Below are 20569 nucleotides of genomic sequence, written 5' to 3' on the forward strand. Positions count from 1 at the left end.
AGCTAGGAACAATATTGTGGGCTCGCTGAAGATCGAAAATGTGAAGAAGGCCTTCGGGCCGGTCGAGGTGCTGAAGGGCATCAACCTCGAAGTGACCGATGGCGAATTCGTCGTCTTCGTCGGCCCGTCGGGCTGCGGCAAGTCGACCTTGCTCAGGGTCATCGCCGGGCTGGAGGATTCGACCTCGGGCCGCGTGGTCATCGACGGTCAGGATGTCTCGGCCACGCCGCCGGCCAAACGCGGCATCGCCATGGTGTTCCAGACCTATGCGCTCTATCCGCATCTGACGGTGAAGAACAATATGGGCCTCGGCCTGAAACAAGCCGGCACGCCGGCGGCCGAGATCGATCGCCGTATCGGCATCGCCTCGTCCATGCTGTCGCTGGAACCCTATCTCGAAAGGCGGCCTGCCGAACTCTCCGGCGGCCAGCGCCAGCGCGTCGCCATCGGTCGCGCCGTGGTGCGCGAGCCAAAACTGTTTCTCTTCGACGAGCCGCTGTCGAACCTCGATGCGGCGCTGCGCGTCAACACCCGCCTGGAGATCGCGCAGCTGCACCGCCGGCTGAAGGCGACCATGATCTACGTCACCCATGACCAGGTCGAGGCGATGACGCTGGCCGACAAGATCGTCGTGCTCAATGCCGGCCGGATCGAGCAGATCGGCGGTCCGATGGAGCTCTACAATTCACCGGCAAACGAATTCGTCGCCGGCTTCATCGGCTCGCCGAAGATGAACTTCATCGACGGCGCTCGCCTCGGCGAGACGGCCAAGACCATCGGCGTGCGGCCGGAGCATCTGACCGTCGACACGAAGTCAGGCGCCTGGAAGGGCACGGTGGTGCATGCCGAGCATCTCGGCGCCGACACCAATCTTTATCTCGACTGCGAGAAGGCCGGGCTGATCACAGTGCGCATCTTCGGCGTGTATGACGCGGAGCCGGGCGCGACGCTCTATGCGACGCCGGACCCGGCGAAGACGTATAGGTTTGGAGCGGACGGGAAAGTGCTGAAGTAGGGCAAGGTTGACGCCGCCCCTCATCCGCCTGCCGGTACCTTCTCCCCGTATAGTGACGGGGAGAAGGAAAAGCTAACCGCTACACGTCAGCCTTGAACGTCTGCTTCTGCTGGCCGAGGCCCTCGATGCCCAGTTCCACCACATCGCCGGCCCTGAGGAATACTGGCGGCTTCATGCCGAGGCCCACGCCGGGCGGGGTGCCTGTCGAAATAATGTCGCCGGGGTGCAGCGACATGAACTGGCTGAGATAGGACACCAGATATTTGACGCCGTAGACCATGGTCTTGGTCGAGCCGTTCTGCATGGTCTTGCCGTTGACGGTCAGCCACATCTTCAGGTTCTGCGGGTCGGCGACTTCGTCCTTGGTCACCAGCCACGGGCCGGTCGGGCCAAACGTGTCGCAGCTCTTGCCCTTGGTCCACTGGCCTTGCCGCTCCGCCTGGAAGGCGCGCTCGGAGACGTCATGCGCAACGGCATAGCCGGCGACATAATCCAGCGCGTCGGCTTCGCTGACATACTTTGCCGTCTTGCCGATGACCACTGCGAGCTCGACTTCCCAGTCGGTCTTTTCGGAACCGCGCGGGATCAGCACGTCGTCGTCCGGGCCGACAATGGCCGAGCTCGCCTTCATGAAGATGATCGGCTCCGGCGGCACGGTGGCACCGGTTTCGGCGGCGTGGTCGGAGTAGTTGAGGCCGATGCAGATGAATTTTCCGGTGCCGGCGACGCAGGCGCCGAGGCGAGGCTTGCCGGAAACCGCCGGCAGCGACTTCGGATCAAGCTTGCCCAGCATCTCCAGCGAGGCCGGATGAAGCGTGGTGCCGGCAATGTCGGCGACATGGGCGGAGAGATCGCGGATCGTTCCATCCGCATCGAGCAGGCCGGGACGTTCGCTCCCCACCTCGCCATAGCGCAGCAGTTTCATCTAAATCCTTCTCCTGGTTGCGGCCTCGCGGCCTCTTGCAAACTCTCCGTCGAGACGATGGCTCCCCGAGGAGCCGGGCGGACCGTACCCATCGACCTGATCCCGGGCAAGCGCCGACAGCTGTCGGGCGGGCCGGCGCGCGGGATTTTCAGACTTCCTGATCCAGCGCAAACGTTGGGGCGGAGCCCGATCTCAGATCGACCAGCCGCCGTCGATATTATAGGCCTGCCCGGACGTGTAGGTCGCGCCGGCCAGATAGACCGCGAGATCGGCGATTTCCTCAGGCGTGCCGAGCCGGCCCATTGGCTGGCGGGCGATGAAGGCGGCGCGGGCGGCTTCGTAGTCGCCTTGCGCATGCATGCGGTCCTGCAGCGACGGGCTTTCGACCGTGCCGGGGCAGATGGCGTTGCAGCGTATGCCCTTGCCGACATAGTCGGCGGCAATCGCCTTGGTCAGGCCGATGACGGCGGCCTTGGTGACGCCATAGGCGAAGCGGTTCGGCACGCCTTTGCCGGCGCCGGCGACGGAAGACATGTTGACGATCGATCCGTCGCCTCGTTCCAGCATGCCGGGCAGCACGGCCCTGATGGTGCGGATCATGGCGCGGACATTGAGGTTGAAGGCGAAATCGAGATCGCCATCCTTCATCTCCAGGATCGAGCCGGAATGGACGAAGCCGGCGCAGTTGAACAGCACGTCGACGCGGCCGATCTCGGCGAAGGTGGTGTTGACGGCCTCGTCGTTGAGCACATCCAGCTTGCGGGTCTTGATCCCTGGCGTCTTGGCGAGTTCGGCGAGAAGCGTCTCGTTGATGTCGGTGGCGTGGACGGTGGCTCCAGTCTTGGCGAAGGCCAGCGCGCTCGCCTTGCCGATGCCTTGCGCCGCCGCCGTGATGACAACGACCTTGCCTGCCAGATCCGCCATGCTTCTTTCCTCGCCTGCTTGGGTCAACTGCCTTTATCGGCGGCCGGCCAAGGCGTCATGTGCCAGTCAGGCTCGATTGTGCGGCCTGTGTCGCAGCCAGTTCACTGATAAAGATGTTTTTTCTCGTTAAAGAACATATGCCCGGGCGTCAAGCCCGAACACGATCACCATTGCGACAGGCCGGAAATGTCAGTCGCCGTAAGGCACCCAGACATTCTTGACCTCGACGGCGCGGCGCAGGAAAGCATCGCCGGCCGCCTCGTCGGAAGCCCAGTCGAGGCTGCGGCCATTGCCGCTCCAGACGCGCTTGAGGTTGCCGATGGACTCGGCTTCCGCCCTGGCGCAGGTCTCGGCATCGGCGAACACCCAGAGCCCGTCGACATCGTCATGCTTGGCCAGCACGCCGGCAAGTTCGGCGCTGCGGCCGGTGACGATGTTGATGGCGCCGGCCGGGACGTCGGAATATTCGATGACCTGATAGAGATCGGTGGCGAGCAGCGGATAGCGTTCCGAAGGCACCGCGACCACCGTATTGCCCATGGCCAGCGCCGGCGCGACCAGCGAGATCAGGCCGAGCAGCGGTGAGGCATCCGGCGCGACGATGCCGACGACGCCGACCGGCTCATGCAGCGCCAGCGTCACGGCGCGGGCTGGCGGCTGGTGCACGCGCCCTTCGAACTTGTCGGCAAGGCCGGCATAGAGGAACAGCCGTTCGATCGACTGGTCGACCTCTTCGCGCGCGGCCTTGGGCGTCGCCCCGGTCAGTTCGGTGAGACGCGCGGCAAACTCCCCCGCGCGGCCGGAAAGGTTCTCGGCCAGATAATAAAGCACCTGGGAGCGGTTATAGGCGGTCGCCTCGGGCCAACCCTTGCAGGCGCGGGCGGCGGAAACGGCGTCACGGATGTCCTTGCGGTTGCCAAAGCCGACTTCGCCGGCCAGCTTGCCCTTGGCGGTGGCGACGGCCAGTGAATAATTGCCGTCCGGCCGCACCTGCTTGCCGCCGATGAACAGTTTTGCGGTGCGGTCGATGGCCGCGCCGTCAGCCTGCTCGACCGGTTGCGCCGAAACCGCCGCCGGCTTGATGACCGGTCCGAGCGGCAGTTTTGCCGTGAGATATTCGAACATGCCTTCGCGCCCGCCCTCGCGGCCGAAGCCGCTTTCGCGGTAGCCGCCAAAACCGCAGGCGGCGTCGAACATGTTGGTGCCGTTGACCCAGACCACGCCGGCCTTCAATTGCGGCGCCACGTGCAAGGCGAGGTTGACGTTCTCGCTCCACACGCTCGCCGCGAGCCCATAGCGCGTGTTGTTGGCAAGCTCGATCGCTTCCTCGGTGTTGCGGAAGGTCATAGTCGCCAGAACCGGGCCAAACACCTCTTCCTGCGCCAGGATATTAGCCGGCGAAACACCGGTGGCGAGTGTCGGCAGATGATAGTAGCCGGAAGACGGCAGCGCTGCATCCGGCTGCCAGCAGACGGCGCCTTGCTTCGCGCCTTCGGCGACCAGGCCCTTGACGCGGTCGAGCTGGGTCAGATCGACCAACGGGCCGATATCGGTGTTCTTGTCGAGCGGGCTGCCGACGCGCAGCCGGCTCATCCGCGTCTTGACCTTGGCGATCAAAGCCTCGGCGATGCCTTCCTGCACCAGGAGCCGCGAACCGGCGCAGCAGACCTGGCCCTGGTTGAACCAGATGCCGTCGACCAGGCCTTCGACCGCGCTGTCGAGATCGGCATCCTCGAAGACGATGAAGGCCGATTTGCCGCCGAGCTCCAGCGACAGTTTTTTGCCCGATCCGGCGGTGGCTTTCCTGATGATCTTGCCGACTTCGGACGAGCCGGTGAAGGCGATCTTCTGGATGCCGGGATGGTTGACGATGGCCGCGCCCGCTTCCGGTCCGCCCTGCACGATGTTGACGACGCCCTTCGGTACGCCGGCGCGCTCGCAGATTTCGGCGAACAGGATGGCGGTCAGCGGCGTGAATTCGGCCGGCTTCAGCACCACCGTGCAGCCGGCGGCCAGCGCCGGCGCGATCTTCCAGGCCAGCATCAGCAGCGGGAAATTCCACGGGATGATCTGGCCGACGACGCCGACGCCCTTGTGACCGGGAAAATCCCTGTCCAGCGCCTGCGCCCAGCCGGCGTGATGGATGAAATGGCGGATGGCGAGCGGCACGTCGATGTCGCGGCTTTCGCGGATCGGCTTGCCATTGTCGATCGACTCCAGCACCGCGAACAGGCGCTGATGCCGCTGCATGGCGCGGCCAATGGCGTAGAGCACCTTTGCCCTGGCGTAGCCTGAACTGGCGCTCCATTTCGGCAATGCCTTGGTGGCCGCCGCAACCGCCGCGTCGATATCGGCGGCACTGGCGTCGGAGACCTTGGCCAGCAGCTTGCCGGAAGACGGCTCGCTGGTGTCGAAGGTCTTGCCGCCGGAAGCGGCCTTCCAGGCACCGTCGATGAACAGCGCCTTGCCGAAATCGCGCGCGGCAAGCCACGCATCGGCCTCGTTGCGGGCTTCCGGCGCCGGGCCGTATTCCATGGCGTGATAGCGGTCGAGAATATTCATGGGGTGCCTCCTTCACCCTTCCCCTTCGCGGGGAGGGTCGATCGGCCAGGCCGATCGGGGTGGGTGCTCAAGCCATTGCGTGGCGGTGATTGGCCGAATAGTGCCCGGTCAGATGATGCTCGAGCTGCCGTTCGATATCGGTCAAAAGGCTCGACGCGCCGAAGCGGAATAGCTCCGGTTCCAGCCATGGCCGGCCGAGCTCTTCCTTCATCAGCACCAGCCAGTCGAGTGAGGCCTTGGCCGTGGATATGCCGCCGGCCGGCTTGAAGCCGATGAGATAACCGGTTTCCTCGAAATAGGCCCTGATGGCGCGCACCATGGCGAGGCCAACGGGCAACGTCGCGTTGACGCTTTCCTTGCCGGTCGAGGTCTTGATGAAATCGGCGCCCGCCATCATCGCCACCATCGAGGCCAGCATGACGTTGCGCAAAGTGGCGAGGTCGCCGGTGCCCAGAATGACCTTCAGATGCGCGTCGCCGCAGGCAGCGCGCATCGAGACGATCTCGTTGTAGAGCTCCCGCCACTTGGCGCCGAACACCAGCCCGCGCGGAATGACGACGTCGATCTCGTCGGCGCCGTCGCGCACCGAAGCCTCGATCTCCTGCAGCCGGGTCGACAGCGGCGCAAGCCCATGCGGAAAGGCGGTGGAGACGGCGGCGACGTGGATGCCGGTGCCGCGCACGGCATCGACGGCCGTGGCGACGAAGGGATGGTACACGCAGACGGCAGCCGGCCGGATGGTTTCACCCGCAATGCCGAGGCCTTCGACGATGTCGCGGCGGAACGGGTTGATCGCCTTGGCGCAGAGCCGGCGCACGCGCTCCTCGGTGTCGTTGGAGTTCAGCGTCGTCAGATCCATGCAGGCGACGGCGCGCAGCAGCCAGGCCGCCTGGTTGTCGGCCTTGATCGAACGCCGTTTGGTCAGGCTGGCGACGCGCCGTTCCAGCGCCGAACGGTTGACGCTGCGCACCGATTCCATGAAGCCGAGGTCAAGCTTCATGCCGGGATTGCGCGCGATGCGATGGTCCAGCGGTACGGGGGTGTTGGCGGCGGCGCGGGCCGGCAGCGGCGTCACCTTGGTGCCAAGATCGGCTTCGCGGATTGTGCTGCTCATCTCCTGCCCTTTCATTCAGCGACTTGCGCTTATGTCTTGGTGCGCGTCGTTTCCCGACAAGATAGCCCGTGAAGCCACGCTTCACGAGTCCTCAAGCGAGGGATAGCTGAAAAAGGCCGCAAAAGCAGCTAGTTTTTGACCGCATGGTCAAAATGCAGGTCTGAGGTGTCGGCGTCCGCCTCAGCCGACGAAGGCGCGCTCGACGACGAAGGTCGCGGGATGGCTGAGCGAGCCTTCCTGGAAGCCGAGGCTTTCGGCGAGTTCCTTGACATCCTTGAGCATATGCATCGAGCCGCAGATCATGATGCGGTCCGTTTCCGGATTGAGCTTGTCGATGCCAAGGTCGGCGTAGAACTTGCCTGAACCGATCAGCGCGGTGATGCGGCCCATGCGGGCCGATTCTTCGCGGGTCGTCGAATTGTAGAGCGTGACGCGCCCGGTGGTCAGTTCGCCGATCAGCGGGTCGCTTTCCAGCGCCGCCACCAATTCCTGGCCGTAGGTCAGCTCGGCATTGTCGCGGCAGGTATGGGTCAGGATCAGCTGGTCGAATTTCTCATAGGTGTCGGGGTCGCGCAGCAGGCTGGCGAAGGGCGCGATGCCGGTGCCGGTCGAGATCATGAACAGCCGCTTGGCCGGGGTCAGCGCGTCGACCACCAGGGTCCCGGTCGACTTCTGGCGCATGATGACGGTGTCGCCGACCTGGATCTTCTGCAGTTCCGAGGTCAGCGGGCCGTCCGGCACCTTGATCGAGAAGAATTCCAGCTCTTCGTCCCAGGCCGGGCTTGCGACCGAATAGGCACGGAACACCGGCTTCTCGGCATTGGGCAGGCCGATCATGACGAATTCGCCGGAGCGGAAGCGCAGCGACTGCGGACGGGTGATGCGGAAAGAGAACAGCCGGTCGGTGTAGTGCTTCACCGAGACGACGGTTTCGGCATAGACATTGGCCGGTATAGGAAACTGCAGCGGGCGGGCGCCGGCGGTGTTGAAGGCGGATGTGGTGTTCATCAAATCCAACTTTCTGGCCCAACCGGGGACGCGGGCGCCAAACCTTTTCCTGCGCGCCCGGACCGTTCAGGTCCCGGCGTGCTGTTCGCACACTCCAAAGCGGTAAGCTCTTGTGTCCGGAATTTATTAGTATACAAACGATATTTGCGTCAAGATACCGCCGCGAAACACCTTTCCAAACTGTGCCATATCCGTAGTCCCAGCATTTCGGGTTTCGACAATGAAAGAGAATTTTTCGGTGCAGCCGCCGGATTCCCTGGGCAGCGTCGCAGCCGGCATCGATGTCGGCGGGACCTTCACCGACCTGCTTCTGATCGACGGCAGAGACGGCGGCAAGGTGCATATCGCCAAGACCCCGACGACGGTCGATAACCAGGCCTTCGGTGTGGTTTCGGCACTTGGTGCCACCGGATTTGCCATCGACGGCATCGACCTCATCGTGCATGGCACGACCACTACCACCAATGCCGTGCTGGAGCGCCGGCTGGCCAGGACCGGCATGATCACCACGCGCGGCTTTCGCGACGTGATCGAGCTTGGCCGGCGCACGCGGCCGCAACCTTATGGCATGACCGGTACTTTCGTTCCCGTCATCCCGCGCAATCTCAGGCTCGAAGTGTCGGAGCGCGTCGAGGCTTCCGGTGCGGTGCGCACGCCGCTCGACGAGGCCGAAATGCGCGAGGCGGTGACGGCGCTGATCGCCGCCGGCTGCGAATCCCTCGTCATCCATTTCCTGCATTCCTACGCCAACCCGGCGCATGAGCGGCGCGCCGCCGAGATTGCCGCCGAGCTCTGGCCGAACGGCTACATCACCACGGGCCATGCGCTGCTGTCGGAAGCGCGCGAATTCGAGCGTGGCGTCACAGCGTCGGTCAACGCCTCCGTGCAGCCGATTCTCGAACGCTATGTCGAGCGGCTGCGCAAGGAATTGGCCGCCAAAGGCTATGCCCGGGACTTCCTGATCATGAACGGCAATGGCGGCATGATCTCGGCCCGCTTCGTCACACGTGAATCGGCCAAGACGGTGATGTCCGGCCCGGCCTCCGGCGTCATCGCCGCCGCCTATACGGGCAAACGCGCCGGCTTCGAAAACCTCGTCACCTACGACATGGGCGGCACCTCGACCGATGTGGCGCTGATCCGCAACGCCGAGCCGGCGGTCTCCAACGAGATCGAGATCGAATATGCCATGCCCATCCATGTGCCGATGGTGGCGGTGCACACGGTCGGCGCCGGCGGCGGCTCGATCGCCCGTGTCGACGCGGCCGGCCTGATCCAGATTGGTCCGGAAAGCGCCGGCGCCAATCCCGGCCCGATCTGCTATGGCCGCGGCGGCCTGGAGCCGACCATCACCGACGCCAATCTGGTGCTCGGCCGGCTGGCGCCGAAGAAGCTGCTGGCCGTCGACAACCCGGTCACTGTGGAGCGCGTCACCGGCATTTTCGCGGACAAGATCGGCAAGGCGACTGGACTGTCCGGCGTCGAGGCAGCAGGTGCTGTGCTGAGGCTCGGCAACATGAAGATGGCCGGCGCCATCCGCATGGTCTCGGTGTCGCGAGGCCATGACCCGCGCGATTTCGCGCTGTTTGCTTTCGGCGGCGCCGGGCCGCTGCATGCGACCGCCCTGGCGCGCGAACTCGGCCTGCCCCGTGTGCTGGTGCCGGCGCGTCCAGGCATCACCAATGCGCTCGGCTGCGTCGTCGCCGATCTGCGTCATGACTTCGTCAACACCATCAACCAGCCGGTTGCCGTGCTCGACGAAACCCAGCTGCACCATGTATTGGAACGGCACCGAAACGAAGGCGAGCAGCTGATCGGCAAGGAAGCGGTGAAGCCCGAGACGATCCGCGTCACCCACTCCGCCGACATGCAGTTTGTCGGCCAGACCCACATCATCAACGTGCCGCTGCCGTCCTCGACCGTGACCCGGCAGGAGTTGCAGGCGCTGTTCGAAAAGGCCTATTTCGCCCGCTTCAAGGTCGAGCTGCCGGAAATCCGCGCCAACCTGGTCAACCTCAACACCTCGGTCACCGGCGTGCGCCCGGCGATCGACCTGTCGCGCCTGATCGACCCGGCCGGTCGCGCGAAAACGCTGGACGAGGCGCGGCGCGAGATCCGGCCGGTCTGGTATGCGGGCCAGTGGCACGACACGCCGGTATATGCACGCGAAAAATTGCCGCTCGATGCCGTCATCGAAGGCCCGGCGATCCTCGAACAGATGGACGCCACCACCGTGCTCGAACCCGGCGACCGCGCCCGGTCGGATGCCGACGGCAACATCATCATCGACATTGGCGAGGCCTGATATGCCTGACATTGATATGGCAAAGCTCGACGCCATCACGCTTTCGGTCCTCCAGGCGGCCTTGCAGCAGGTCTGCGATGAGATGGACCTGACCTTCTCCCGCGCCGCCTTCTCGCCGGTCATCGCCGAAGCCAACGACCGCTCCGACGGCATCTATTCAGCTGTCGACGGCTCGCTGATCGCACAGGGAAGCCAAGGCCTGCCGGTGTTCGTCGGCGTCATGCAATATTCGACGAAAACGGTGATCGAGATGATCGCCGACGGCCGTTGCCTGGCCCCTGAGCCGGGCGACATATACATCGTCAACGACCCCTATCTTGGCGGCACGCATCTGATGGATGTGCGCTTCGCCATGCCGGTCTACCGGGCGGGAAAGATCTTCTGCTGGCTGTCCAACACCGGCCACTGGCCCGATATTGGCGGCTCGGTGCCGGGTGGTTTCTCGGCCTCCGCCACCGCGGTCGAGCAGGAAGGCCTGCGGCTGCCGCCGGTGAAACTCTTCAAGAAGGGCGTGCTCGATCCCGAGATCTACGCCATCATCTGCTCCAACATCCGCGTCGCCGACCAGCGCATCGGCGATATCAGGGCCCAGGCCGCCGCACTGCTGATCGGCCAGGATCGGCTCAATGGAATCCTGGATCGTTACGGTGACGAAACTGTTGTCGAAGCAATCGCCGAACTGCGCCGCCGCGCCGCCGAGCAGATGCGCGCCAACATAGCGGCTATTCCCGACGGCACCTATCATTCGAAGGCCTTTGTCGATTCCGATGGGGTGGTCAACGAGCCGCTGACCATCGCGCTAGCGGTGGAGAAACAAGGCGACACGCTGACCTTCGATTTCGCCGGCTCATCCAAGCCTTGCGCCGGGCCGATGAACAGCGTGCTGGCGACGACCCTGTCCTCGGTCTATCTCGCCATGCGTCATATCTTTCCGGATGTGCCGATCAGCGCCGGCGCCTTCGAGCCGTTGATCGTCAGGCGGCCGGAAGGCACCTTCCTCGACGCCAAATACCCGCGTCCCGTGTCGGGCTGCGCGGCGGAAGTCTCGCAGCGCATCGCCGAGGCGGTGTTCGCGGCCATGGTGCAGGCATTGCCGGACAAGGTGACGGCGGCGCCCGCCGGCTCCAGCGGCAATTTCGCGCTCGGCGGCAACGACCCGGCGCGCGGCCGCGATTACGTCATGTACCAGATCTCCGGTGGCGGCTATGGCGGCAATTCAGGCCATGACGGGCTGACCAATGGTTGCTCGACCATCGGCATTTCCAAGTCGCCGCCGGTCGAGATCATGGAGCAGGCCTTTCCGGTGCTCTATCGCCACTATGCGTTGCGCGAAGGCTCGGGCGGCGCCGGCAAGCATCGCGGCGGTTTCGGCCTCGCCTATGAGGTCGAGATCCTGCGCGGCGATGCGCGGGCCTCCTTCGTCATGGATCACGGCCGTTTCGGCCCGCAAGGCGCGCTCGGCGGCAAGGATGGCGAACCCAACAGCGTGACCGTCTTCCGCGGCGGGGTGGCGCATGTGCCGCCGCATCTGTCCAAGGAACAGGACATCCCGCTGAAGGCCGGCGACCGCGTGCGCGTTGGCACGCCGGGCGGCGGCGGCTATGGCGACCCGCGCGAGCGCGACGCCGATCAGGTGCAGCGCGACGTGGCGCTGGGATACTACACCGCAGAGGAAGCCAGCGAGAAGTTTGGCGTGGTCCTGTCGGCGGACGGTCTCACCGTTGACCGGAAGGCGACGGACGGGCAGCGCGCCGGCTAAACACCGCCCCTTGCCACAATGTGGATCGCTCACGGCGCCGTGATCGCCGCAGCACATGTCGCTTCCGTCTCCGCCGAAAGCACCAAAGCCCGTAGACTTCCCCAGTCAACGGAGATCTGGAACATGCGTCTTTTCGGTCGTTTCGTGCTTGCCGCTTCCGTCGCCCTCACGCTTGCCAGCGGTGCCGCCAGCGCCCAGGACAAGCTCAGGATCGGTACCGAGGGCGCCTATCCGCCCTTCAACTACGCCAATGCCGACGGCACGCTGGGCGGCTTCGACATCGACCTCGGCAAGGCGCTGTGCGCTGAGATGAAGGCCGAATGCGAATTCACAGTTCAGGATTTCGACGGCTCTATTCCTGCACTGCAGGCTGGCAAGTTCGATGCGATCATCAACATCACCATCACGCCGGAGCGGGCCGAGAAGGTCGAGTTCACCCATAAATACTACCAGACGCCGCCGGCCATCACGGTGCCGAAGGACTCGACCATCGCCGGCACCTCGCCGGACGACCTGAAAGGCAAGGCGCTCGGCGTGCAGACCGCGACCATCCACCAGAAATTCGCCGAGCAGAAATACTCAGGCTCGACCGTCAAGGCCTATCCGACCGGCGACGACGCCCGCACCGACATGGCCAATGGCCGCCTCGATGCGATGATGGACGGCTCGATCATCCTGACCGAATGGCTGAAGAAGCCCGATGGCGCCTGCTGCAAGCTGCTCGGCACGCTGACGGCCGATCCGGCCATTCACGGACCCGGCGTCGGTATCGCCCTGCAGAAGGGCAACAAGGAACTGGCCGGCAAGTTCAATGCGGCGATCGACGCCTTGCGCGCCAACGGCAAATACAAGGAAATTAACGACAAGTACTTTTCCTTCGACGTCTACGGCAACTGAGACCGTTGGAAATTCTACTCTGGCGGCCATCTGAAGGCGGTTTCTGCGCTTCCCCGTTCTACTGCGTGCAGTAGAACTGAGCTCACGGACCTGAATGTCCGCTGCGCTCCGGTTCTCGAAACCACCTTCATATGACTCGCCAGAGCGAATTTCGAAACGGTCTCCGGACTGCAATGAATGATGGAGACCTTCTTGGCTGAGCGGCGTTCCCCCTTCTACAGCAGCATCGTCGGGCTCGGTGCGACCATGGGTCGGGTCGGCGGCGATTTCATCTCGGCCAAATACTATTCCGGCGTCACCGACGAGCACCTGAACACGCGCGCCAATGTCGGCGTGCAGGATCTCAGCACCATGGGCAAGATGGACATCAAGGGGCCGGACGCCGAGGCGCTGGTCAACCATGTCATCGTCAACGATGCCGTGGCGATGAAGCCGGGCCAGGTCCGCTATTCCACAGTCTGCCGCGAGGATGGCGGCATCATGGACGACCTTACCGTGTTCCGGCTGGGGCCGGAGCATTTCATGCTGGTCACCGGCTCGGTCAACCGCCTGAAGATGCTGCCCTGGCTGCAGCACCATGCCCAGGGCCGCAAGGCCTACGTCACCGACATTACCGCCGCCGTCGCCTTCCCGACCATCCAGGGCCCGCGTTCGCGCGAACTGTTGAAGGCGATGATCTCAGATGCCGATCTGGACGGTCTCAAGCGCTGGGCGTTCACCTCAGGCCATGTCAACGGCACGCGCGTCCTGATCTCCCGCACCGGCGTGACCGGCGAACTCGGCTTCGAACTCTTCGTGCCGGCCGACGAGGCGGCCTCGGTCTGGGATACGCTGATGCGGGCCGGCAAGGACTTCGGCCTGAAACCCTATGGCGTGCTGGCGATGTTCACGCTCGGCCTGGAAAAGGCCTATCCGGCGCATGGCATCGACATGGACGAGACCCGCACGCCGTTCCATGTCGGCCTCGACCGCTGGATCAAGTTCGACAAGGGCGATTTCATCGGCCGCGAAGCGCTGCTCAAGATCCGTGACAAGGGCCTCGACGAGCGCTGGACCGGGCTGATCCTCGACGGCAACAAACCGGCGGCGACGGACGCCAGGGTTTTGGCCGATGGCGAGGATGCCGGCATCGTCACCTACAGTGACCACGGCTATTCCCTCGGCAAGGTGCTGGCCACTGCGCATCTGCGGCTGCCCTTCACGGCCATCGGCACCGAACTCAGCATCGACATCGACGGCAGGCCGACCCGCGCGGTCGTGGCGCCGATGCCGTTCTTCGATCCGGAAGGGGTTAGGTTGAGAGGCTAGCCCGGCTCGCGCCGACGGACGCATGCTTCGGTAGTTGGCCGGAACGCCCATCGCTTCGTCATCCTCGGGTCTCCGCGACGCCGCTTCGCGGCTGCTCCGCCCGTGGATGACGAAGTCGGGGAGCCTCGCCCCATTCCTCGCGAGCCCACCAAATCACCCCCGCCGGTCCAGCCGCGCCACCAGGCGATCCCCCGCCCATTGGACCCCACACACCAGGATGATCAGCACGATGACCACCGCCACCATCACCGACGTCTCGAAACGCTGGTAGCCATAGCGGATGGCGAGGTCGCCGAGACCGCCGGCGCCGATGGCGCCGGCCATGGCCGAGGCGCCGATCAGCGTCACCAAGGTCACCGTGAAGCCGGCGACGATGCCGGGCAGCGCCTCGGGCACCAGCACCTCGCGAATGATCGTCCAGCGGTTGCCGCCCATGGCGCGCGCCGCTTCGATCAGGCCGGGGTCGACCTCGCGCAGCGACACTTCGGCGATGCGCGCATAATAGGGCGTGGCGGCGATCGACAGCGGCACGATGGCCGCCCAGGTGCCGATCGAGGTGCCGACGATCAGCCGCGTCAGCGGGATCAGCGCCACCAGCAGGATGATGAACGGTACCGAGCGGAAGCCGTTGATGATTGCGCCGAGCACGCGGTTGACCCACAGGCTCTCGGCGATGCCGCCGCGTTCGGTTGATATCAAGGCCAGACAAAGCGGCAGGCCGAAGACCAGCGAGATCAGGCCGGAGGCGGCCGTCATCAGCACCGTCTCCCAGATCGATCGCAGCAGAAGCTCAAACAGGATGGGCGACATGGCCAAGCACCTCCACCCGCGCCTGGCGGGCCTTCAGGAATGTGATGACAGCAGCGAGGTGGCTCGCATCGCTGCCGGGAATGGAGAGGAAAAGCGTCCCGACGGGCTGCTGCTGGATATGGTCGATGCCGCCATGGACGAGGCGGAAGGCGCCCGGAACAGAAGTGGCAAGGTCGGACAGCAGCGGGCCGCTTGCCGCGTCGCCGGCCACGTCCACACGCAGGATCGTCTCCGCGCCGGAAGCCGGCAGCAGCCGCGCCGCCAGTTCGGCGGGCAATTGCGGCCGGATGGCGCCGAGCAGGCTTTTGGTGATGTCCGATTGCGGATCGGCGAACACCGACCAGACCGGGCCTTGCTCGACGATGCGCCCGGCATCGATCACCGCCACGCGGTCGGCGATCGAGCGGATCACCTCCATCTCATGGGTGATCAGCAGGATGGTCAGGCCAAGCTGCCGGTTGATGTCTTTCAGCAGCGCCAGGATCGAGCGCGTCGTCTCGGGGTCGAGCGCCGAAGTCGCTTCGTCAGACAACAGCAGCGCCGGCCGCGCGGCAAGCGCCCGGGCGATGCCGACGCGCTGCTTCTGGCCGCCTGACAGCGATGCCGGATAGGCCCGGGCTTTCTCCGACAGGCCAACGAGGTCAAGCAGCTCCGCCGCCCGCGCCAGCCGTTCGGCCTTCGGCCTGCCCTCGATCTTCAGCGGCAGCGCCACATTGTCCTCGACCGTCTTGGCCGACAGCAGGTTGAAGTGCTGGAAGATCATGCCGATGCGCCGCCGCAGCGGCTGCAGGTCGCGCTCGCCGAGCCGGCCGATCTCGCGGCCCTCGATGAACACTTCGCCGGAATCGGGCCGCTCCAGCCCGTTCAGGCAGCGGATCAGCGTCGATTTGCCGGCGCCGCTGCGGCCGATAATGCCGAGGATCTCACCCTTGCGCACCGTCAGCGAGATGCCGTCGATCGCCGGCGTGGTGCCGAAGCGCCGCTTCAGGTCGACTAGGCGCACCACGTCTTGCGACGCGTCGGGTCTGGCGTGGGTCGGATCGGCGATCGCCTGGGATGCCGTTATATGCTGGTTCATGCGTGTTCCTGCTCTCGCCATCCGAAAATGCAAGTGCGGCCCGCGCTCGGGCGCGGACCGCGTTTGCTCTCGAACCGGGCGTCCGGTCGCGGATCAATAGGCGCTGAGGCCGGTGCCCTTGTAGACCTTGTCGAATTCGGCCTTCACCGCGTCGTTCTGGTAGGACGCCACCAGCGTCTTCACCCAGGCCTCGTTCTCATTGCCGACCTTGACCGCGATGAAGTTGCGGTAAGGATTGTCCGCGATGGGTTCCTGCGCGATGCGGTTTTCCGGCGTCAGCCCGCTCTTCAGCGCCCAGTCGGTGTTGACCACGGCGGCGTCGAGATCCTCGACCGAGCGGCCGACGATGCCGGCGTCGAGTTCCTTGATCTCGACCTTCTTGGGGTTTTCCGCGATGTCGGCGGTGGTGGCCAGGATGCCGGTGCCGTCTTTCAGCTTGATCACGCCCTCATTCTGCAGCACGCGCAGCGCGCGGCCTTCATTGGACGGGTCGTTCGGCACGCCGATCACCGCCCCCTCGGGCAAGTCGGCGACCGCCTTGTACTTCTTGGAGTAGAGGCCGATCGGCCAGACGCCGGTGTAGCCGACACGCACGATATGGTAGCCTTGAGTCTTGATCTGGTTGTCGAGATAGGGCTGGTGCTGGAAGGCGTTGGCGTCGATCTCGCCGCGCTCCAGCGCCTCGTTGGGCTGGGTGTAATCGTTGAACACCACGGTCTCGATGGTCAGGCCCTTCTCGGCGGCCTGGGCGACGACGACGCGCCAGACATCCTCATCCTCGCCGCTGATGATGCCGACCTTGATCGCCTTCTTGTCCTCGGCCAAGGACGCATGCTGCGCCATCAGGCTGCCGACCGCGACGGCCGATGCGAACAGCAGAGCCAGGCCGCTGCGCCGGTTGATGGTTGACCAAAGGGAAGATGGCAAAGTGTTGTTGACGTCGGACATGATTGATCTCTGCGGTTGTGAAGTCATGGCAGCAAGGCGGATTGCCCAAGCTTGGTCACATCGTCAGAAATTCTATCGATTTTATCAAAGAACGTGTTTCGCCGTTCTCGGCAAAGCCGGGAATATTCTCTCAAAAATTTGAAGGGCGGGAGCACAAGACGGCGCCGGACCGACCATGGCGCCAGCGCGCCGCGATCCGGGGACATCGGAAGTCAAGCCTTGCATCAGGCCTGAGGCGACGATACGGGATGAAGGTGACCGGCTTTAGGGCTAGCGCTCGGCAAAGCCTGCCGATTGCAAGCCTGCGCTGGAGAGAATTTCACTTGCTGCCCGAGAACACCCGCCGCTCCTTACCAATGGCGCTGCTTCATGCCCGCGAAGTGGTGATGGCGCGGTTTCGCCCGATGCTCGCCGCGCATGACGTGACCGAGCAGCAATGGCGTGTGCTGCGCGTGCTGAGCGAGGCCGGCCCGGTCGAGGCGACCGAGCTCGCCGATCGTGCATCGGTGCTGCCGCCCAGCCTGACGCGCATCATCAAGGCGCTCGAGGGCCGAAGGTTCATCACCCGCAACAAGGCGGAAGGCGACGGCCGCCGCGTCGTGCTGACCATCGCCCCGGCCGGCTCCGCCCTGATCGATGCCCTGTCGCCCGAGCGCCGCGTCATCTACGACGACATCGAGCGGCGGCTTGGGCACGAGAAGCTGGAGCAGCTGCTCGATCTCCTGGAGGGTCTGATCGAGGGTGAGAGCTGAGGCGTTCGGTTCGTCGCGGCAGAACTTTCCACGGTCATGCGCATTTTCCGCGATAACTGGCCGGTCGACCTCTATGTCGAGATGCTGGCCACGACGTCGTCCTCGACTTGGCCGCCCATGCGGTGCTGGGCAGCGGCGTCAAGCGCGTCGCCAGCGAGCGGCGGCTGCTGGAAGCCAAGCGGCTGCTGCTGTTCACCGTGCGCACGGTCGAGGACATCGCCTACGAGATCGGCTTCGACGACCCCGCCTATTTCTCAAGGTTCTTCCGCGAACGGGTCGGCGAAGCGCCTGCCGCCTGGCGGCGGAAGCAGCTGCAGGGCGCTGATCGCACATAGGTGGATGCGGGCCTCGCGACCCGCATCCAATTTTCCTGCTAGCGCCCCTGCTGCTGGCGCGCTTCCCGCTTCTTGCGCCAGGGCGCGTTGGCTTCCCAGTCGCCGGCCATTCCCTTGGGGCCGAATTGAGGATAGGGCGCCCCGGAATAGTTTTCATTGAAGATGACACGGGTGCCAGGGACGCCGGAGTGATACTCCAGAAAAGGACTGCCTCCAGGATGCGGTCCATACGTTCATGCAGGTAGCGGGCGGTAATTTTAGTTCGGCACGATGATCGGGACCGCGGGCGGTTGGCCTGCAACCTTCCGCATGGTCGACAGCAGGCGCGGAAAGACCCGGTCGGTGGAAAAATGTCGCCGCGCCTTGGCGCTCGCCTGCTTGCCGAGCGTCGTCCGCAGCGGCTGGTTCCGGATCAGTTTCAGCGTCGCATCGGCCATCGCGGCCGGATCGGCCCGCTCGACGATGATGCCGGCATCGTCCTCGACGAAATCCGGCGCCCCGCCGCTGCCTGCGAAGCAGATCACCGGCAACTCGGCGAATGCCGCCTCCAGCATGACGCGGCCGAACGGCTCTTCGCGGGATGTCAGAAGAAACAGATCGGCGGCCCGAAGATAGCCGCGCACATCGTCGACATCGCCCAGAAATGTCACCTTTTCGTCCAACCCGTCCGCCCGCATCCTGTCGAGGTGCTGCGACCAGGTGCCGAGAACCTCATCCCGTTCCCGCTCCGGAAATGAGCCGAGCCAGTAGAAATGATAGTCCTCAACCCCACGGGCTCGAAGAATTCGGGCCACTTCGATAAACAGGTCGGCACCCTTGCGGAAGGGCATTGCGAGGCCCGATCCCAGGACGATGGTCTTGTCCACGGGCCAGCCGGCCAGCCGGCGACGTTCAAGACGCTGGATTTCCGTCTGACCGGGATCGGCGCCGGGCTGCGGAACTGCGCTTGGAATGACGTCGATGGCGTTCGTTTCGACCTTGTGCTCGGCCACCAGATAGTCCCGGACACTTGGCGAACACGCAACGAATCTCTGCGTGTGGGAAACGACATCCTCCATGTCGTCCTTGGCGTATCGGGCGACGCTGGTTGCCAATTCCCTGGCATGCGTCAGGATAGGAATGTCCAGTTCACCAAGCAGCGCATGCACACGGCCGGTGGCCAGGCTGTTGCAATAGATGAGGTCCGGTCTGCCGCCGTACCAATCGGCGATGCGGGCCAGCTTCGTGGCCGTCGTCTCGGTTGGCGAAACCAGATCGTCCAGAAGGGCGGTATCGACGATGCGTCGAAACTGTTCGAGCCGTTCACCGCCTGCCAGGCACAGCACCTTTATCTCCAGCTCCGTGTGCGATTGCAGCCATTGGACGATGTCGATCAACGAAGCCTGCGCCCCACCGAGAGCGGCATCGTGCGAAACGAACAAAACGCGCCAGGACGCACCCGTGGGAAATTTGCCGGCCGCTGATGGAGCCGACAGGACGTTCCGCGTCTCCTGCAGATAGGCGTAGCCATAGCGGGCGTCAGGCTCGAGATAGGCTCCTTCAGCCCACTCGTTCCAGGCATTGACGAAGATCAGGCGGCTGTCGAAATCGGCGAAACGATCGCATGTATCGGCGACCGCGTTGGCGAGCCATTCTGCGTAGCGGGACGGCGATGCGTTCATCAGAATGTGGGCTGCCTCCATCCTCCGTGCGGTGTTGTCCCAGGAAGGGCAAAGTCCGCGAAACAGCGTGTAGGGGACCTGTGGGTAGGCGCGGCTGCGATTGAGGAGCTCTGTCCAGTCGAAGATCTTTCCCCTGAAGCCGCTCTTGAGCGTTGGAATTCTGCCGCTGATCTCGCGTAATTTTCCAAGATTCGGTGGAAATTCGACGGCGGCGTCGAATCCGAATTCGGCGGGATCGTCCTTGTCGAACGACTGCGGATAGGCAAGAAAAATCTCGCCGATGCCGGCTTCCCGGCAATAGGCTCTCCAGCGTTGTGCTGTTTCAGTGGCTGATGGAAACAATCCGGGCCGGTAAATCATCAGCAGTGGCTTGCCACCGATGCGGATGTATCGCCGGTCGCGAAAATAGCGGGATACATATTCGATGAAGGCCAGGTCGTCTTCGGGTGAATGCGATTGCGCAATCAGCACCTCCTGATCGCGCCCATCCCAACGGCGGCTCCAGGGTTCATTTGCCCAATTGATGCAGAAGCCCAGTTCGTGCGCGTCATTTTCGATAAATTGTGTGATCGGCATCTCGAGGACGCGCTTGCCGTTGAACCAGTAGAAGTGAAAACAGAACCCCGAGACACCGTACTGAACGGCAATCTCGATCTGTTCCTTCTGGATGTCCTTCACCCTCAGGTCGTAGAAGCCGAGGTCCGCCGGCCGCCTGGGCTGATAATGATCATCGAATTGCGGCGCCGCGCGTGTCACATTCGTCCATTCCGTGAAACCCTTGCCCCAAAAGGCGTCGTTTTCAGGAATCGGATGAAACTGGGGTAGGTAGAAGGCAATGAGGCGCGCCTTCAATGCGGCGGGTGGCCTCTCGCTGGATCGCGGCACGTAGGTGTCGGGTCTCTGGATGGCGCCGGCATTTGTGCCCGAAGCACGTCGGGGGCTGCGCCCCTCGCTCTTGCCGAAACGAATGTAGTGATCCAACGGGTTCATCGACGCGGCAGCCACGTCGGGATTTTTCACCAGATAGTATTCGTTGTCGAAGTTCGGACTAGGGTTTCGGGACTCCGAGACACCATATCTGATGTAATGCAGGATCGGATCTTTCCCGCTGCGGGCTACATCCGGATTTTGAGCCAGATACCACGATACATCGAACAGCCCACTGGCT

Annotated in this window: 15 protein-coding genes and 1 pseudogene; 7 read left to right on the forward strand and 9 right to left on the reverse strand. The window is 64.1% G+C overall.

Annotated features, from left to right (window positions below; all coding sequences use genetic code 11):
* Window positions 1-16 precede the first annotated feature (16 nt).
* Window positions 17-1015: an ABC transporter ATP-binding protein gene (locus tag MAFF_RS19665; RefSeq protein WP_010912700.1), complete on the forward strand. Its 999-nt coding sequence runs from the start codon at window positions 17-19 to the stop codon at window positions 1013-1015.
* 79 nt (window positions 1016-1094) lie between these two features.
* Here MAFF_RS19665 and MAFF_RS19670 read toward each other — a convergent pair whose 3' ends face one another.
* From MAFF_RS19670 to MAFF_RS19690, 5 genes are all read right to left on the reverse strand, one after another.
* Window positions 1095-1940 carry a fumarylacetoacetate hydrolase family protein gene (locus MAFF_RS19670; RefSeq protein ID WP_010912701.1) on the reverse strand — a complete coding sequence of 282 codons (846 nt, stop codon included), beginning with the start codon at window positions 1938-1940 and terminating at the stop codon, window positions 1095-1097.
* 192 nt (window positions 1941-2132) lie between these two features.
* Entirely contained in the window at window positions 2133-2864 is a 732-nt protein-coding gene (locus tag MAFF_RS19675) for an SDR family oxidoreductase (RefSeq protein WP_010912702.1), read from the reverse strand.
* Window positions 2865-3053: 189 nt separating this feature from the next.
* Entirely contained in the window at window positions 3054-5426 is a 2373-nt protein-coding gene (locus MAFF_RS19680) for an aldehyde dehydrogenase family protein (RefSeq protein WP_044548642.1), read from the reverse strand.
* Between the two features lie 67 nt (window positions 5427-5493).
* The gene (deoC, locus tag MAFF_RS19685; protein ID WP_010912704.1) at window positions 5494-6540 is read right to left on the reverse strand and encodes a deoxyribose-phosphate aldolase; all 1047 of its coding nucleotides are present in this window, start codon (window positions 6538-6540) and stop codon (window positions 5494-5496) included.
* Window positions 6541-6720: 180 nt separating this feature from the next.
* Window positions 6721-7548, reverse strand: a complete 828-nt coding sequence (locus MAFF_RS19690; protein WP_010912705.1) for a ferredoxin--NADP reductase — start codon at window positions 7546-7548, stop codon at window positions 6721-6723.
* A 220-nt stretch (window positions 7549-7768) separates the two neighbouring features.
* On the opposite strand from MAFF_RS19690, the gene MAFF_RS19695 reads away from it, so the two are divergent.
* From MAFF_RS19695 to MAFF_RS19710, 4 genes are all read left to right on the forward strand, one after another.
* On the forward strand, window positions 7769-9853 hold the full coding sequence (locus MAFF_RS19695; RefSeq protein ID WP_010912706.1) for a hydantoinase/oxoprolinase family protein: 2085 nt from the start codon (window positions 7769-7771) through the stop codon (window positions 9851-9853).
* A 16-nt stretch (window positions 9854-9869) separates the two neighbouring features.
* Entirely contained in the window at window positions 9870-11612 is a 1743-nt protein-coding gene (locus MAFF_RS19700) for a hydantoinase B/oxoprolinase family protein (protein ID WP_010912707.1), read from the forward strand.
* Between the two features lie 123 nt (window positions 11613-11735).
* Window positions 11736-12509, forward strand: a complete 774-nt coding sequence (locus MAFF_RS19705) for an ABC transporter substrate-binding protein (protein ID WP_010912708.1) — start codon at window positions 11736-11738, stop codon at window positions 12507-12509.
* Between the two features lie 177 nt (window positions 12510-12686).
* Window positions 12687-13817: an aminomethyltransferase family protein gene (locus MAFF_RS19710; RefSeq protein ID WP_044548644.1), complete on the forward strand. Its 1131-nt coding sequence runs from the start codon at window positions 12687-12689 to the stop codon at window positions 13815-13817.
* A 153-nt stretch (window positions 13818-13970) separates the two neighbouring features.
* Here MAFF_RS19710 and MAFF_RS19715 read toward each other — a convergent pair whose 3' ends face one another.
* The 3 genes from MAFF_RS19715 to MAFF_RS19725 all read right to left on the reverse strand — a co-directional run bounded on the left by MAFF_RS19715 (window position 13971) and on the right by MAFF_RS19725 (window position 16653).
* Window positions 13971-14627 carry a methionine ABC transporter permease gene (locus MAFF_RS19715; protein ID WP_010912710.1) on the reverse strand — a complete coding sequence of 219 codons (657 nt, stop codon included), beginning with the start codon at window positions 14625-14627 and terminating at the stop codon, window positions 13971-13973.
* Window positions 14608-15705, reverse strand: a complete 1098-nt coding sequence (locus MAFF_RS19720; protein WP_010912711.1) for a methionine ABC transporter ATP-binding protein — start codon at window positions 15703-15705, stop codon at window positions 14608-14610. Before MAFF_RS19720 ends, MAFF_RS19715 begins: the two co-directional genes overlap by 20 nt.
* A 93-nt stretch (window positions 15706-15798) precedes the next feature.
* The gene (locus MAFF_RS19725; protein ID WP_010912712.1) at window positions 15799-16653 is read right to left on the reverse strand and encodes a MetQ/NlpA family lipoprotein; all 855 of its coding nucleotides are present in this window, start codon (window positions 16651-16653) and stop codon (window positions 15799-15801) included.
* A gap of 248 nt (window positions 16654-16901) precedes the next feature.
* Between MAFF_RS19725 and hpaR the strand changes: the two genes are divergently transcribed.
* Both hpaR and MAFF_RS19735 read left to right on the forward strand, forming a co-directional pair.
* Entirely contained in the window at window positions 16902-17405 is a 504-nt protein-coding gene (hpaR, locus tag MAFF_RS19730) for a homoprotocatechuate degradation operon regulator HpaR (RefSeq protein ID WP_010912713.1), read from the forward strand.
* A 45-nt stretch (window positions 17406-17450) separates the two neighbouring features.
* Window positions 17451-17740 (forward strand): annotated as a pseudogene (locus MAFF_RS19735) (helix-turn-helix domain-containing protein); the annotation flags it as partial.
* Between the two features lie 257 nt (window positions 17741-17997).
* Here the strand turns inward: MAFF_RS19735 and MAFF_RS36875 are convergent.
* Window positions 17998-20421 carry a glycoside hydrolase family 99-like domain-containing protein gene (locus tag MAFF_RS36875; RefSeq protein WP_157866022.1) on the reverse strand — a complete coding sequence of 808 codons (2424 nt, stop codon included), beginning with the start codon at window positions 20419-20421 and terminating at the stop codon, window positions 17998-18000.
* Window positions 20422-20569 lie beyond the last annotated feature (148 nt).

Origin of the sequence: Mesorhizobium japonicum MAFF 303099 (assembly GCF_000009625.1) — a bacterium.
Lineage (GTDB): Bacteria > Pseudomonadota > Alphaproteobacteria > Rhizobiales > Rhizobiaceae > Mesorhizobium > Mesorhizobium japonicum.